Below are 16072 nucleotides of genomic sequence, written 5' to 3'. Positions count from 1 at the left end.
TAATTCAAAACAATAGCAATTCCCTATGTACAAATTATTGATTATATGATAAAGTTATGGTAATTTAAGAAATCGTCAAACAAATATTTACGGTTAGAGGAGGTAATGTTGTGGATACAACAACCATTGCAGTGGTGATATTTGTAGCTGCATATGCACTGATTATTTCAGAAAAAGTCCATCGTACCATTGTTGGTATCGTTGGCGCTATGCTGATGATTCTCTGTGGCATTCTGTCCCAGGAGGTTGCAATTCATCACATAGATTTTAATACCTTGGGCCTGCTCATTGGTATGATGACTATTGTTAATATTACAGCGGAGACTGGCCTGTTTAACTTCCTGGCCATTTGGGCGGCCCAGAAGGTTAAGGCCAACCCTATGAAGCTGCTTTTGGCATTGGCATTGCTGACAGCTGTATGCTCCGCACTTTTGGATAATGTAACCACAGTTCTGCTGACGGTTCCTGTAACTTTCAGTATAACTGCCCAGCTGAAGGTTGATGTAAAGCCTTTCCTCATTGCCCAGATTCTGGCTTCCAACATTGGTGGTACTGCCACTCTGGTAGGTGACCCGCCAAATATTATGATCGGTTCTGCTGTTGGTCTGAGCTTCCTGGATTTCATTATCCATCTGACTCTGCCTGCAATTATTATTTTCATTGTAACTGTATTCCTGCTGGAGATGATTTACGGAAAGTCTCTCCACACTACTCCTGAGCTTCAGGAGCAGGTTATGAAGCTGAATGCCGCAAAGCAGATCAGCAACAAGCCGCTGATGAAGAAGTGTCTGGCAGTATTGGCACTGACCATGAGCCTTTTCGTTGCCCACAGTGCCCTTGGCCTTGAGTCTGCCACTGCAGCTCTTTCCGGCGCCGGCCTTCTCCTGCTGATTACCTTTACAAGAGACGAGGAAATGATTGCCAAGGTTCTGGGCAAGGTTGAGTGGACTGCAATTTTCTTCTTCGCTGGCCTGTTCATCTTGGTTGGCGGTTTGGTTGAAACCGGCGTTATCAAGTGGTTGGCTGAGGAAGGCATCAAGATTACCCACGGTTCCGTGGAGGGTACTGCTATCCTGATTCTCTGGATGTCAGCCCTTGCCTCTGCCTTCGTTGATAATATCCCATTTGTTGCCACCATGATTCCTCTTATTAAGGACATGGGTGCCATGGGTCTTAACAATCTGGAGCCTATGTGGTGGTCCCTTGCACTGGGTGCATGCCTTGGTGGTAACGGTACCCTCATCGGCGCCAGCGCCAACGTTGTAGTTGCTTCTATGGCAGCCCAGCACGGCAGACAGATTTCCTTCATAGGCTTTATGAAGATCGCCTTCCCGCTGATGATTCTCTCCATTATCATCAGTACTGCCTATGTATATCTCCGTTACCTCATGTAATGGACGGATTATATTGACAATTAAATTAGCATAATGCGCTTAATATAAAAAAGAGGACTGCGGCCCAGGGTGGTTTCGAGACACCATGCCGCAGTCTTCTTTTTTGTGCTTTCATCTAGCTTCGTGCTTAAAATTATTTTTATTGTTTTGCAAATTATTTTTCGTAAACCTTATAGCCGTTTCGGCCGGAATCCTTTACCTTGTATAGGGCACGGTCCGCCTGGCGGAACAGGAAGTCATAGCTTGTGCCCGTTTTCTTGGTAATAGCAACGCCTATACTGCCAGTTACATTGGCAGCGTGTCCGCCAACCATCATATCCTTTATAAGGGTCAGAAGCCATCGGCACTGCTTCTTGATTTCCGCCATGGTAGAATTTACGGGGAGAGTTACCATCATCATGAATTCGTCACCACCAAAACGGCCTGCTGCCGTGAGATCAGTACAGGTGGTTTTCAAGATATTTGCAAAGGCCACCAGCAGTTCGTCTCCCATTTGATGCCCGTAGGTATCATTAAATTCCTTGAAGTGATCCAAATCAATAATAATAAGGGCAACGGCTTCCCCCTCCTGTTGTCTTTTCAGCAGCTCCTGACATCGCAGGGCAATTCCCTTTTTGTTAAGAAGACCTGTCAGGGGATCTGTTTCAGATTCCTGCTTGTAGGCATCCCTGTCCTTGGTAAGTACCTTTACTTCCCTGAGGGCCTGCTCCAGCTCATCATTTTTTGCCTGCAATTCTGCACTATGCCGTTTGGCCTCACGGGTTCTATGAACCATAAAGCCCACGCCCAATATAATAATAAGGGTCAGCAACATGACTGCCACCATCTGTATAGGATATTCCTGAAGAAGGTAGCCGGGATTCAGCACAGGCCTGCTGTTGTTTTTTATAATACGGCGGACTTCATCGGGGGATAAACGTTGGATGGCAGTGTTCAGCACCTGGGTCAGCATGTCCGGGGTGTACTCCCCTGCCATAAGGCTGAGGCCGATGTGACAGGAATGGGTATCGCTGATTCTCAGTCTGGACCTGGTCACAAGGTTGCTGTGCTGGACAAGATAAAGGTTTGGCACCATGGCAATGGTGTATTTGTTATTTTCCACTGCATCAAGGCAGTCCTCCACCGTATCCAGTATTGCGATATCCCAGCCAGGGTATTGCTGCTTGAGGTATCCCTTCAGCCCAGGAATATTCGCCGGGATGACCATGGTTTTTGGGGTACCGATGAAGGTGGTGTATTCATGAATGACGGCGGAATATTCTGCTGTCATAAAGTTGTTTGTGTAATTTCGGGGAGTCTCAGTAAAGTCGCCGGAATAAACAAATGGCAAAATATCTGCCTCGCCCCTGTCCAGCATATTTCTGGCCTCCTGGGAATTTTTGGCCACCATCACCTTAAGACTAAGGCCGCTGTCTTCGCACATTTTCTCAACAATATCCTTGAAAATGCCGGAGTTTGCATCTATAAAAGGAGGAAATTCACCCACCAGCACAAGCCTGATTGGCATGGCTGTTGCAATAAAACGTTGCTCCCTTTCGGAATAAGTGGCAATGCTGTGGATGGCAGGGTCAATATATTCCTGTTCCAGGGCAGTGCCAAAGGACGGGTTTTGCAGCTCCGTATCAAGGATGGCATTGTTCAGTTCCAGAATAAGCCGTTGGTTGGCGGGGAGTGCCATAAACTGACACCGGGTTATGGCTATTATGGCCAGTTCAATTTCATTTCCCTGCAGATGGGAGCCGTCGTCCATGGCGGCCTGTATTTCCCCTTTATGGAGGGCTTCTATCATGTTCTGCCCGTCAGCGTATGTAATAAAATTTACATTTTCCCAGCCCTGGGTCCGGACGTAGTGATTGATGTAACCCGAATTGTCCTCAAGGCTTACGTAGCCAATGGAAATCCCATTCATGGTGGAACTGTCCAGTATGTTAAGCCTGCTTCCGGGAATGGTGAAGAGACTCAGCATGCCATATACGGAGTAGCCCTCACTGTATATTTGGGACGGGCTGAGGGCTGTATTTCCCTGAACCGGAACCAATAAATCCAGAGTGCCGTCTGCCAACATTTTTCTGCCGCCACCGGAATGAACTGGAATGTATTCATAGCCTAAATGGGTACGCTTGGAAAGCTCCCGCAGATAAGCCCTGATATGCCTTTCCAGCAGCTGGCGGCCGTGGGGATTGGTGTCCTTCTTTACGTGGAGCACCCCCACCCGTACAGGGCGGCCGGGAATAGTGTTATCCTCTGCCCCCGTGGCAGCTGGTGGAATGAGCAATGTCAGGATTGTCAGAATTGAAATTATATACTTGGCGGATAATTTCATAAACATTTTTATTACCTCAGCGGAATTGTTCAAAACTGGCTGCTAGTGAATATTTCTTAAAATTTTACCTTATCTACATAATAATTAAGAAAGTGGATTGTGTCCATTGTTTTTACAACTTATTTTCAACGAAAAATGTATATTACAGGCGAAATATTCCCGAAGGGCATTTCTGAAAAAACTCATAAAATGTTATTGAAATTATTTACGAAAAATTTCGGGATAAAAAGGAGTTTAGCTTTTAATCTCGAATAACAATCTAAGAGCTAAAAGTGTTTTTTAAAATAAGTGTTGTAAAAATATATAAATCAATTCAAGGTGACATAAAGGGGTGTGAGGATTATGAACAATCTTAGCCTTACCAAAAAATTAATGGTGGTTTTCGGCATTTTGCTGATTATCATTGTGAGTCTGGGGCTGTACAGCTACAATTCTGCAAAAAAGCAAAATCTGGAGGCGGAAAATGTGGCGGACTGGATGGAGACGGCCCTGCTGGTTTCCAATATGGTCAATCACATGGAAAAGGCCAACGGCTATGTGGATCTCATAACCAACGCCGATGATGCCAATGCCATTACTGCCCTGCGGAACGGCTTTGACAGTGCAAGGGATGAGGTAAATGAGGACCTGGAGGAATATAAAAATCTCGTAATGGAGTCTGAATACGATACAGAGGAAGAGCGGCAGGCGGATCTTAAGACCGTCCAGGAGGAAAAGGAGCTTTGGGATAAATATCTGGCCGTTGTGGGTAAAATTAACAATGCCCTGAAAACCAAGGATTTTGCTTCCCTTGAAGAGGATGCGGAAATGAAGGCCCTGGTTGAGGAAGCTGATGCCGCCTTTGATGAAGCCTTTGATTCCGTGAAGGAGGATATAGAGGTTTGCGATGAGGGTACCAAGACTGCCATGGCAGAGGCTGAGGGGGTTTATAATTCCGTTACGGTAATGTCCATAACCATTACTGTGATAGCGGCTGTGTTCTGTATCGGCGTTATGATTCTCCTTAACAGAAATATAAAAGCCTCTGCAGAGGAGCTGGTGCGTGTTTCCACCATGGTGGCCGGGGGCGACCTGCGCAGCAAGGTGGAAATCGATGGCAGTGATGAATTTGCCACCATCGGACATCAATTTAACAATATGATAGATAACGTCCGCAAAATGTGTCAGGATATTCAGAAGACCGCCATGCAGGTGGCTTCTGCTTCCCAGGAGCTTACTGCCAGTGCCCATCAGTCAGCCCAGGCAACCCAGGAGGTGGCCCATTCTGTAACGGCCATGGCCGGGTCCTCGGAGCAGCAGACCAGGGAACTTACGGAGGCTGATGAAAAGGCCAGAAATCTTCTGACGGAAATGCAGAATGTAACTGCGGCAGTGGAAGAGGCCAGACAGTCAGTAAGCGAGGCAGTGGAGAAGTCCAACGAAGGTAATGAGCTGGCATCCTCCACCATCAGCGAAATGAACGGGGTTACTGATATTGTTCTGGAGTCCACGGACAGAGTGGCCCGTCTGGGAGAGCGTTCCAAGGAAATCGGCCATATCGTGTCCGTTATTTCCGGCATCGCCGGGCAGACCAATTTGCTGGCGCTTAATGCAGCCATTGAGGCGGCCCGGGCCGGCGAGCAGGGCCGTGGCTTTGCAGTAGTAGCGGAGGAAGTAAGAAAGCTGGCTGAGGAATCCCAGAATGCAGCCCAGCAGATCAGCGAGCTTATAGGCAATATACAGAAGGAAACCAACGATGCGGTGGCTTCCATGGAAAGGGGTGCCAAGGCCGCAGAATCCGGCAAGGAGAATCTGTCCACCACCGGGGATGCCTTCAACCAGATTCTTGACAGGGTTAATCACGTCCGTGAAACCTCCTCCAGCATTAACGAGACGATTAAGAGCCTTATGGGGCCTATTGACGAGCTGGTTAAAAACATCGGCAACGTTACCCAGCAGGCGGATAATGTATCCAGGGAATCCCAGTCTGTGTCCGCTGCCACGGAACAACAGTCTGCGGGAATTGACGAAATCGCCGAGGCAAGCCGTACACTGGCTGATTATGCCCAGCATCTGCAGGATACTACATTGAAGTTTAAGATTTAATTTTATATTAACAGGTAATAAAAAGGGGTATTCCTCCACGTTTTGTGGCGGAATGCCTCTTTGTGCGTGGTTATGTGGAAAAGTGATGTTAAAATTCACTAAAAGTATACACATTTTATCAACAAATTGTTGATAACTGTACAGATGTTATTGTATAATATGTACTCAGTGGACAATGTTATGATATATGTCCGTGGCTGATGAATTGCGATTTACATTTTTAAAATTGCAATTTACAGTTTCATTCTATATATAAGGGGGAGTTTTCCTTGCAGATGAATGGGGCCCAGACGATTTTGGAGAGTCTGAAAAGAGAAAATGTGGATTTGGTATTTGGTTATCCCGGGGGAGCAGTGCTGGATTTATACGATGCGGTTTATCAGGCGAAGTTTCCTCATATTTTAACCCGTCACGAGCAGGGGGCCGTCCACGCTGCAGATGGCTACGCGAGGGCTACTGGCAAGGTGGGTGTGGTTTTTGCCACCTCCGGACCTGGTGCCACCAACCTCATTACGGGTATTGCCACAGCCTACATGGATTCTGTGCCACTGGTGTGCTTCACGGGACAGGTGACCAATCCCCTTATTGGCAAGGATTCCTTCCAGGAAGCGGATATTGTGGGCATAACTACCCCTATTACGAAGCATAATTATTTGGTAAAAAAGGCCTCGGAGCTGCCAAGGGTTATTAAGGAGGCTTTCTTTATAGCCCGTACTGGCCGTCCGGGTCCTGTGGTTATTGATATTGCCAAGGACGTTTTCACCACCATGATAGAGTATGACTACCCTCAGAAGGTGAAGCTACGTGGCTACAAGGGGGATTTTACAGGGGACGAGCACCAGATTGATGATGTGATGGAGGCTTTGGGGGAGGCCAAGCGTCCTGTATTTTTCATCGGTGGCGGTGTAACCCTTTCTGACCAGACAGATGTTCTTCGGGATATTGTAAAATACACCGGCATTCCGGTGGTAAGCTCCCTTATGGGATTGGGCTGCATTCCTGCCAAGGAGGAAGGCTTCTTGGGCATGGTGGGCATGCACGGCTCCTACGCCGCCAATATGGCAGTGCAAAAGAGCGATCTTCTCATTGGCATCGGTGTGCGCTTTGATGACCGTGTTACGGGAAAGGTGGATGCCTTTGCCCCTAACGCCAAGGTGGTTCATTTCGAGGTGGACAAGGCGGAAATCAACAAGAATGTATTCTCCCATTATCCTGTAATCGGGGATCTTTGCTGGTCTTTGCCAATTTTCAGCGAGAGACTTCATAAAACAGGGGTGGATTATTTCGCCCGTTTTGCCAAGTGGCATAAGCAGACCCTTGATATGGACAGAGAATGTCCTTTCAGCTACAAGACAAATGAACAGTTTATTATGCCTCAGCAGCTTATTGATACAGTAAGTCAGCTGGTGGATGAAAATACCATTGTGGTTACTGATGTGGGCCAGCACCAGATGTGGGCGGCCCAGTTCTTCGACAGCCGCAATCCACGGCAGTTTATTACCTCCGGAGGCCTGGGTACCATGGGCTACGGCTTGCCGGCTGCCATCGGGGCCAAGCTGGGCTGTCCTGATAAAAAGGTGGTGCTTTTCACTGGGGACGGCTCTGTTATGATGAACTGTCAGGAGATGTCCACAGCAGCGGACAACGAAATTGATGTGAAGGTAGTTCTCCTTCACAATCGGGTACTGGGCATGGTTACCCAGTGGCAGCGCATGTTCTACGGCAAGCGTTACTCCCAGACCTTGCTGGGTGGAAAGACGGATTATGTGAAGCTGGCCCAGGCCATGGGCATGGAGGCCTGCCGCATTGAAAAGCCCCAGGAGTTAAGGGAATCCCTGGAGAAGGCCCTTAATGTGGAGGGGCCAATGCTGATTGACGTTATGCTGCCGGCCAATGAGGACGTATTGCCAATGGTGGCTCCCGGGGCTCAGCTGGACAATATGGTTTTGGGAGGTTCCGAAGAATGAAAAAGTATATTTTAGCAGTTCTGGTAGACAACAAGCCTGGTGTACTGACCCATGTATCGGGACTTATCAGCCGCCGCGCCTTTAATATTGAAAGTATTTCCGCGGGCTACACCGAGGACGAGGACGTTACCCGCATTAACATTGAGGTCTCCGTGGAGGATGACCGGGAGCTGGAGCAGGTGGTAAATCAGCTTGGCAAGCTCATTGACGTTATAAAAATCGTTAATCTGGGGCTGGTGGATTCCATTATCCGTGAGCTGGTGCTCCTAAAGGTTCGGGCCAGCAAGGGATCTTTGGCAGATATTCGTAACATAGTTGATATATTTCGTGGTAAAATAGTAGATGTAAGCCCTGAAAATGTAGTTATTGAGCTTACGGGCTCCCAGAGCAAAATCAACGCCATCTGTGAAATGCTGGCGGAGTTTGAGATTATCGAAATAGCCAGAACAGGGGCCATTGCCCTTAGCCGCGGGCCGATTCCGATAAAAAAAATGTGAGTGTTGACATCGCCCACAAAAATGGTATACTATTGCTAACGGATAATTATTATCCGTTAGGTGGAATATTAAATGTGTGTTGTATCCTGTGTGTTATATATATGAAGGAGGTTTTTTCATGGAATTAAAAGGAAGTAAGACCGAACAGAATTTGTGGGCAGCATTTGCAGGTGAATCCCAGGCTCACACCAAGTATCAGTATTTTGCCTCCCAGGCAAAGAAGGACGGCTATGTTCAGATTCAGAACATCTTTACTGAGACTTCCAAGAACGAGAAGGAACATGCCAAAATCTGGTTCAAGCTGGTGAACGGAGGTAAGATTGGCTCCACCGCTGAAAACCTCAAGGCAGCTGCAGCCGGTGAAAACGAGGAGTGGACTTCCATGTATCCGGAGTTTGCCAAGGTTGCCCGTGAGGAAGGCTTTGACAAGATTGCGGCGCTCTTTGAGGCTGTTGGGGCCATTGAAAAGGAGCATGAGGAACGCTACAAGATTCTCCTTTTGAACGTGGAGCAGGACAAGGTATTCAAGAAGAACGAAAAGGTTATCTGGCAGTGCTCCAACTGCGGTTATGTATGCACCGGGGAAGCAGCCCCTGAGGAGTGCCCTGTTTGCGCTCATCCAAAGGCTCACTTCCAGGTTCTGCCTACAAATTACAAATAAGTTATATTGTGTAGTAAGTAATTGATAGGGGCAGTGGACTGGTGTCTTTCACGTCGTCACGGCACTAAAACTTTTTATTACTGTTATATAGTGTAAAAAATCATAACTCGCTTCGCTCAAACAGATGATTTTTTCCACTAATATTAAGGTAAGCAATAAAAAGTTTCTTAACGCACCGTGACTAATTGTTCAATCCACCAGCCCACTGCCCCATAAAATATCCATGTACGCAAAAAAATCCCAGCCTGAGCTGGGATTTTTACATTGCAGAAATTTAATTTGAAATTATTTCTTTTCTTCTTTTTCTTTCTTAGCTTCCTCGCGGGCCTTGGCCTTCTCGGCTGCGTTCTTTGCCTTTGCCTTGGCCTTTTCACGCTCGTTCTTTTCCTGCTTGCTCTTGGAATAATCAACACTCATACTGGCCATCTTGTGCTTGAAGGACATGATTGGATGCTTGAACATCATGCCGGTGCTGGAGGCACTCATGATTTCATTGAACATCTTGTTGTTCTTGTCGCCGAAGCACTGAATTTCACAGCGGTCACAGATTGGCTTGGTGATGCCGTAAGGACAGCGGTTCATCTTGGTCATTACAGTGGCCAGAAGGGCTGTACACTTCGGACACAGCTTCTCACCCTTGGTGCCGTGATTCTTGTTGCAATAAATACCAAAGGATTTCTTGATGCTTTCCTTTTCCTTTGGGATGTTGTTTTTTATTTCAACTGGTTTTTTCTTTGGTAAAAATCTGTCAAACATACCCATAAAATACGAACTCTCCTTGTGTTAAAAATAGACATAACCATATAAGATTTTAATAGTATTCTCACTTAAATGCAAGTCGTAATAAAAATACTTTGCATTGAAATTCTGTTTACGTTACAATTACACTAAGGATTAGTGGGAGGTTTTTTAAACGTGAACATCGATTTATCTATGGATATGGATGATGGTCAGGGTGAGCGCCTGCTTCGTGATGCCTTTAAGCAGAGTATCGAATCAATGGAAGGCAGTAAAGGCCAGATATTTGAGATATACGAAAATACCAAGGAGGACGTGGAGTCCACCCGGAAAATGCTGCAGGAGCTGAAAGAGCAGACCCGCAAGCTCCAGGACGAAGTGGATGAGCTGGTGCGGGTGGAGCAGAAGGAAAAGCAGAAGCTGGTTCAGGTCAGCGGCAATTTTTCCAATTATTCCGAGGATCGTATTCGGGCCAGCTATGAGGCTGTAAAGACTGTTCAGGTGAAATTGGCCATTGCCAAGGAAAAGGAATACCAGACAAGGCGTCAGCGTGATCGTCTGGAGCTGCGCCTTTACAGTATGGAGAAGACTCTCCACATGGCGGAGACATTGGCCACTAAGCTGGGGTCAGTTATCGGCTATCTCACTTCACAGCTAAGTGATGTGGTGACCCAGATGGAGATCGTGTCCAAGAATAAATTTCTGGGAATGCAGATTATCAAGGCACAGGAGAACGAGCGGCTTAGGGTTTCCCGGGAGATTCACGATGGTCCTGCCCAGGAAATGGCAAATCTCATTTATCAGGCATCTGTGGTAGAGCGTCTGGTGGATACCCGCCCAAATGAGGCCAAGGCCAGTCTTCAGGAGTTGCGCCGTCAAATTCGTACATGTCTGGCGGATGTGCGTCAGATTATTTTTGACATGCGCCCAATGACCCTGGATGATCTGGGACTTATTCCGGCTCTCCGTCAGCTGGTGAAAAAGCTGGGTGAGCGGGAGGTTCTCAACGCGGATTTGCAGATTGACGGCAAGGAGTACAAGTTTGACAACCATGTGGAGGTTACCATCTTCCGCATTGTGCAGGAGGCCCTGAACAACGTTCACCGCCATGCGGGGACGGACAAGGCCAGCGTGCGTATGTTGTTTACCACGGATCATTTGGCCATTCTTGTTTCCGACCAGGGCAATGGCTTTGATGTGGAGCAGCTGGCGGAGGAGCGCCGCAATCCATCTGGGGAAGGCCGTTTTGGCGTTATTGGCATGGAGGAGCGGGCCCGTATTATCGGTGCAACTATAGCTATTGCCTCCGAGCCGGGGAAGGGTACCAGGGTGAATATTAAGATGCCGTACCCTCAGCCAAGATAACTCAGGATTAAATTTTTATGTTTGAAGATACTAAGCCTAAAAGTAATTGTAAACTTAATCAAAATGAGGCGCCGATTTCTGAAGCAATGGACAAATATGCCAGGGACGGCGCCCTTGCTTTTCATACTCCCGGCCACAAGCAGGGGCTGGGGGCCCATGAGAGACTTAAACGCCTTATTACCCATGAGGGGCTGAGACAGGAGGTTTCCCTTATGGAGGAGCTGGATGACCTTCACGAGCCCTCCGGGTGCATAAAGGAGGCGGAGGCCCTGGCGGCGGAGCTTTGGGGCGCCAAGGATACCATGTTTATGATAAACGGCACCACTGGGGCTATCCATGCCATGATTTTTGGCACATTACAGCCCGGAGATAAGGTGCTGGTGCCCCGTAATGCCCACCGTTCCATTATTGGGGGCATAATACTTACAGGGGCAAGGCCAGTGTATATTCAGCCGGAGATTGTGGAATTCCTGGGGATTGCCGGGGTGCTGACTGTTGAAGCGGTGCGCCGGGCAGTGGAGGAGAATCCTGATGCAAAAGCCCTGATTGCCGTATACCCTACTTATTATGGTATGGCAGGGGATTTACAGGCCATTGGGGATATTCTCCATGAGCACAATATGCTTTTGCTGGTGGACGAGGCCCACGGTGCCCATCTGAAATTTGCCCAACATATTGAAGAAATGCCAAAACAGGCTCTGGATCTGGGGGCGGATGTGGTGGCCCAGAGTACCCACAAGGTGCTGGGAAGCCTTACCCAAACCTCCATGCTTCATATAGGAAGTGACAGGGTATCAGGGGAGAGAATACGTGAAGCGGCGGCTATTTTGCAGTCCACCTCCCCAAATCAGCTGCTTTTGGCCTCTCTGGATATTGCCAGACTGCAAATGGCCACAGAGGGAAGAAACAGGCTGGAGAGGGCAGTGGAGCTGGGGAACTGGCTCCGTGAGGAAATCAACAAAATAGATGGACTGTACTGCGTAGGGGATGAAATACTTGATTCCACCGACACTTTCAGTCTGGATAAAACCAGAATAATCGTGAATTTGACGGGAATTGGGCTGCCGGGGCCTGAGGCGGAGCTTATTTTGCGCCACGAATACAAGGTGCAGTGCGAGCTTTCCGACAACAACAATCTGCTGTTTATTATTTCCATGGCAGATAATGAGGATACAGCCCATCGCCTTTTGGAGGTGCTTCAGCTTCTGGCCCAAAATCATGGTCGGGGCAGGGGCGAAAAGCCTGTGGTTCCCGTGGATTTGTTAACCGCCAATGAGGTGGCAGTGAGCCCAAGGGAGGCCTTTTACGGCCCAGGGGAAATGGTTAAAATCAATGAATCTGCCGGCTGTATCGCCGGGGAGACAGTGACCTTTTATCCTCCGGGGGTTCCCGTATTGTGCCCTGGGGAAAGAATCACAGATGAGCTTATTAAGGCTGTGCGAAAACAGCAAAGGGCCGGCATGAGAGTGGTTGGCCCAGCTGACAGCACCCTTGAATATATAAAGATTGTTAAGCCTTCCCCATGAGGGAAGATGAGGTGTACTAGATGGCAAAGGGAAAACTAATTACAATAGAGGCCGGGGACGGCTCCGGCAAGGCAACCCAGACAAAGGCACTTATGGAGCATCTTGTGAAGGACGGGTATCGGGTAATGAAGGTAGAATATCCTGATTACAAGTCTGATTCCTCCGCCTTGGTGAAAATGTATTTGGGAGGGCAGTTCGGTGAGCACGCCGAGGACGTGGACGCCTATGGGGCCTCCACCTTCTTTGCAGTGGACCGCTATGCATCCTATCATTTGAACTGGAAGCAGGCCTACGAGGAGGGTGCCATTATTTTGGCAGACAGATACACCACCTCCAACATGGTCCATCAGGCGGTGAAGCTCATTGACCCTGTTGAGCGTGAGGAATTTCTGACCTGGCTGTGGGATTTTGAATTTGGCAAGCTGAAATTGCCGGTGCCAGATGTGGTGGTATATCTTGATATGGATCCTGCGGTCAGCGACCGACTGATTAATGAGCGGGCCGCCCAAAATGCGGACCGTAAAAAGGATATTCACGAAAAGGACACGAATTATCTACATAGATGCCATGAGGCCTACAATTGGGTGGCAACCAAATACGGCTGGAAGAAAATCGTGTGCAGCAAGGACGGCCAGCCACGAAGTATCGAGGAAATACACTCCGACGTATATGATGCTGTAAAGAGGTATTTATGATAAAAGAAGTTTTAGTAGTAGAAGGCAAAATGGACGTGGTGGCCATCAACAAAGCCGTTGAGGCCGACTGCATCATCACCGAGGGCTTCAACCTAAAGCCCGCCTGCCTTGACTCCATAGAAAAAGCATACAAAAAGCGGGGCATCATTATCCTCACTGACCCGGACAGTGCAGGGGAGCGTATCCGCAAATACGTTACCCGCCGCTGCCCAAACGCAAAGCACGCCTTTGTGCCGGTGGAGGACGCCACCGCCAACAATGATATAGGCATTGAGCAGGCCTCCCCTGAGGCTATCCGCAAGGCCTTGGAAAAGGTGCGGACTCTTAACTGGGAGCCAAGCAATGAATTTTCCGGGGCGGATCTTATACGGGCTGGCATCAGCGGCGGCGCCGGAGCCAGCGAAAAACGTGCCCGCATGGGGGCACGGCTTGGCATCGGCTATGCCAACGCCAAGACATTTTTAAAGAGACTGAACCATTATGGCGTAACCAGAGAAGAATTTGAGACGGCTCTGGCTGAGGAGGGAAAAGATTAATGAGCTTGAATCTTGACAAGGATTTGGATAGGGAAATTAATGGAGGCAAAAAGCTGAATTTAAACGGCCTTAAGGCCACCATTGCCACTCCCAGCGTAACCCGTCATATTATGAAGGCCTTTAATCTCCGTGCCAGCAAGCGCCTGGGCCAGAACTTTCTCGTAGATGCCAATATAGTCCGGGGCATTGTGGATGCGGCGGGGGCGAAGCCAGGGGACAAGATTCTGGAAATAGGCCCCGGCATCGGCACCTTGACCCAGGGCCTTGCAGAATCCGGGGCAGATGTTACGGCGGTGGAGCTGGACAAGAAGCTGCCCGCTGTTTTGGCCGAAACATTGGCGGGCTATGACAATGTTCGCATTGTGCCAGGGGATATTTTAAAGGTTAATATTCCGGAAATCATGGGGGAGGGGCCATTTAAGGTGGCGGCAAATCTGCCATATTACATTACCACCCCGATTTTAATGGAGCTTTTGGAAAAGCATTTGCCAATCAGCATTTTGGTGACTATGGTGCAGAAGGAAGTGGCCCTGCGCATGATTGCCAAGCCGGGGAGCAAGACCTACGGAGCCCTGTCTGTGGCAGTGCAGTATTACACCAGGCCACATATTGCCTTTGATGTGCCACCACGGTCATTTATCCCGGCCCCGGAGGTGGATTCCGTAGTTATCGTCTGCGATGTGCGGGAGAAGCCGGCGGTGGAGGTGAAGGACGAGAAGATGTTCTTCAAGGTGGTTAAGGCGGCCTTTGGACAGCGCCGCAAGACCATTGCCAATGCCATGAAGGGGGCAGGCTTCACCAAGGAGGCCATTGAGGCAGCCTTTGCCAAGAGCGGCATAGACAGCGGCCGCCGCGGTGAAACATTTACGTTAAAGGAATTCGCCGCCCTGTCCGATGCGCTGGTAGTTAGTAATTTGGTTTAACTGTATGTAGGAGGGATTTATATGAGCGCTTTTGAATACGCACCTCAGGGAGTATGCTCCCGCCTTATGAAGTTTGACATCGAGGACAACAAAATCCATAACCTCAGCGTGGTGGGGGGCTGCAACGGCAACCTTCAGGGCATCGGCAAGCTGGTGGAGGGCATGGATATTGATGAGGTTATCCGCCGGGTGGAGGGCATTCGCTGCGGCGCCCGCCCGACCTCCTGTCCGGACCAGCTTTCAAAGGCCTTAAAACAGGCAAAGGAGCAGCTGTAATATGATTTATGATTGTCATTCCCATACGGAGGTTTCCTCTGACTCGGATATGAAGGCGGAGGACGCCATTGAGGCTGCCCGCAAATTGGGCATTGGCCTGATATTTACGGAGCATTATGATTTCGACTATAAAGAGTCCAAGCACTATAAGGAGATGGACTTTCTTTTTGATGCCAGGGAATACTGGGAAAAGTATGAGGCTCTAAGGAATGATTCGTTGCTGCTGGGAGTTGAGGTGGGACTTACTGTCGGCAGTATTGAGGCAAATAAAAAGTTCATCAAAGAGGTGCCCTTTGACCAGGTAATTGGCTCCATTCACGCCGTGGACAAGCTGGATCTTTATTATCCCGAATACTATGAGGATAAGAAGAAGGAGCAGGCCTACGGTCATTATCTGGAAATCATGGCGGATATGGTGAAGGCCAATCCTTATATTGACGTGCTGGGGCACATTGATTACATCAGCCGTTATTCACCTTACGAGGACAAAGAAATCGGATATCGTGAGTTCCATGATCTGGTGGATCTGGTGCTGATGAATGTGCTGGATGCGGGGACGTTGCTGGAGCTGAATACCCGCCGTCTGGACAGCAAGGCAGTGGCGGAGTCACTGCTGATGATTTATGCCCGTTACAAGGAGCTTGGTGGGCAGTATGTTGCAATTGGTTCCGATGCCCATGCAGCGGAAAATGTGGGCATGAATTTTAAGATGGCCCAGGATATGGTGGATTTCATCGGGCTAAGGCCGGTGCATTTTTCAGAGCGTAAAATCCAGTACAGCAAGTAAAAGCAAAAAGTTAATAACGAGCTTTAAGATGTCCCCTTCCTCTTTAGGTGGGGGAAAACAAACTACAACAGCTGGTGATAATATCTCCCAGCTCGTTGAAACGCTAATTGGAAGATTTTTCTTCTAAAGAAGAAAAATTTGAACAATGGCGTTATAATTGGGTAGGACTGTTGGATTTAGATGGCGCAGGTAACTGTCGTGGTTCACGCCGTTCCTCGCTAAAATTTTTTCTTGCTTTCATATAGCGGAAAAAATCATAACTCGCTTCGCTCAAACAAATGATTTTTCCCACTATAATT

14 protein-coding genes are annotated in these 16072 nt (G+C 48.4%); 12 read left to right on the top strand and 2 right to left on the bottom strand.

All coding sequences use genetic code 11. The features are described 5' to 3' along the window. Positions 1 to 110: 110 nt before the first annotated feature. Entirely contained in the window at positions 111 to 1394 is a 1284-nt protein-coding gene (locus tag T525_RS0112770) for an ArsB/NhaD family transporter (protein ID WP_027407495.1), read from the top strand. Positions 1395 to 1548: 154 nt separating this feature from the next. Here T525_RS0112770 and T525_RS0112765 read toward each other — a convergent pair whose 3' ends face one another. Next, the gene (locus T525_RS0112765) at positions 1549 to 3723 is read right to left on the bottom strand and encodes a diguanylate cyclase domain-containing protein (protein WP_027407494.1); all 2175 of its coding nucleotides are present in this window, start codon (positions 3721 to 3723) and stop codon (positions 1549 to 1551) included. Between the two features lie 336 nt (positions 3724 to 4059). Here T525_RS0112765 and T525_RS15270 point away from each other — a divergent pair, with 336 nt between their 5' ends. The 4 genes from T525_RS15270 (at position 4060) to rbr (ending at position 8927) form a co-directional block, all read left to right on the top strand. After that, a complete protein-coding gene (locus T525_RS15270; protein ID WP_051533602.1) occupies positions 4060 to 5802 on the top strand; it encodes a methyl-accepting chemotaxis protein in 1743 nt (580 codons plus the stop codon). A 275-nt stretch (positions 5803 to 6077) separates the two neighbouring features. Further along, entirely contained in the window at positions 6078 to 7769 is a 1692-nt protein-coding gene (gene ilvB, locus T525_RS0112755; protein ID WP_027407493.1) for a biosynthetic-type acetolactate synthase large subunit, read from the top strand. Then, positions 7766 to 8266 (top strand): acetolactate synthase small subunit, encoded by a 501-nt coding sequence (ilvN, locus tag T525_RS0112750; RefSeq protein ID WP_027407492.1) that lies wholly within the window; start codon positions 7766 to 7768, stop codon positions 8264 to 8266. Before ilvB ends, ilvN begins: the two co-directional genes overlap by 4 nt. Before the next feature lie 118 nt (positions 8267 to 8384). After that, a complete protein-coding gene (gene rbr, locus T525_RS0112745) occupies positions 8385 to 8927 on the top strand; it encodes a rubrerythrin (RefSeq protein ID WP_027407491.1) in 543 nt (180 codons plus the stop codon). Between the two features lie 285 nt (positions 8928 to 9212). Here the strand turns inward: rbr and T525_RS0112740 are convergent, their stop codons facing one another. Further along, positions 9213 to 9689, bottom strand: a complete 477-nt coding sequence (locus T525_RS0112740) for a nitrous oxide-stimulated promoter family protein (protein ID WP_027407490.1) — start codon at positions 9687 to 9689, stop codon at positions 9213 to 9215. Positions 9690 to 9842: 153 nt separating this feature from the next. Between T525_RS0112740 and T525_RS0112735 the strand changes: the two genes are divergently transcribed. From T525_RS0112735 to T525_RS0112705, 7 genes are all read left to right on the top strand, one after another. Next, the gene (locus tag T525_RS0112735) at positions 9843 to 11030 is read left to right on the top strand and encodes a sensor histidine kinase (RefSeq protein WP_232219220.1); all 1188 of its coding nucleotides are present in this window, start codon (positions 9843 to 9845) and stop codon (positions 11028 to 11030) included. A 17-nt stretch (positions 11031 to 11047) separates the two neighbouring features. Further along, positions 11048 to 12556: an aminotransferase class I/II-fold pyridoxal phosphate-dependent enzyme gene (locus T525_RS0112730; RefSeq protein WP_037325664.1), complete on the top strand. Its 1509-nt coding sequence runs from the start codon at positions 11048 to 11050 to the stop codon at positions 12554 to 12556. Between the two features lie 20 nt (positions 12557 to 12576). Then, positions 12577 to 13251 carry a deoxynucleoside kinase gene (locus T525_RS0112725; protein WP_027407487.1) on the top strand — a complete coding sequence of 225 codons (675 nt, stop codon included), beginning with the start codon at positions 12577 to 12579 and terminating at the stop codon, positions 13249 to 13251. Then, positions 13248 to 13787, top strand: a complete 540-nt coding sequence (rnmV, locus tag T525_RS0112720; RefSeq protein ID WP_027407486.1) for a ribonuclease M5 — start codon at positions 13248 to 13250, stop codon at positions 13785 to 13787. Before T525_RS0112725 ends, rnmV begins: the two co-directional genes overlap by 4 nt. Positions 13788 to 13897: 110 nt before the next feature. After that, positions 13898 to 14710, top strand: coding sequence for a 16S rRNA (adenine(1518)-N(6)/adenine(1519)-N(6))-dimethyltransferase RsmA (rsmA, locus tag T525_RS0112715; RefSeq protein ID WP_051533613.1), 813 nt, complete (start codon positions 13898 to 13900; stop codon positions 14708 to 14710). Between the two features lie 21 nt (positions 14711 to 14731). Then, positions 14732 to 14986 carry a TIGR03905 family TSCPD domain-containing protein gene (locus T525_RS0112710; RefSeq protein WP_027407484.1) on the top strand — a complete coding sequence of 85 codons (255 nt, stop codon included), beginning with the start codon at positions 14732 to 14734 and terminating at the stop codon, positions 14984 to 14986. A 1-nt stretch (position 14987) separates the two neighbouring features. Then, positions 14988 to 15773, top strand: a complete 786-nt coding sequence (locus T525_RS0112705) for a histidinol-phosphatase HisJ family protein (RefSeq protein ID WP_027407483.1) — start codon at positions 14988 to 14990, stop codon at positions 15771 to 15773. The last annotated feature ends 299 nt before the right edge of the window (positions 15774 to 16072 follow it).

It is taken from the genome of Anaerovibrio sp. RM50 (assembly GCF_000622005.1).
Lineage (GTDB): Bacteria > Bacillota > Negativicutes > Selenomonadales > Selenomonadaceae > Anaerovibrio.
This window is presented reverse-complemented; position numbering and strand designations above follow the sequence as displayed.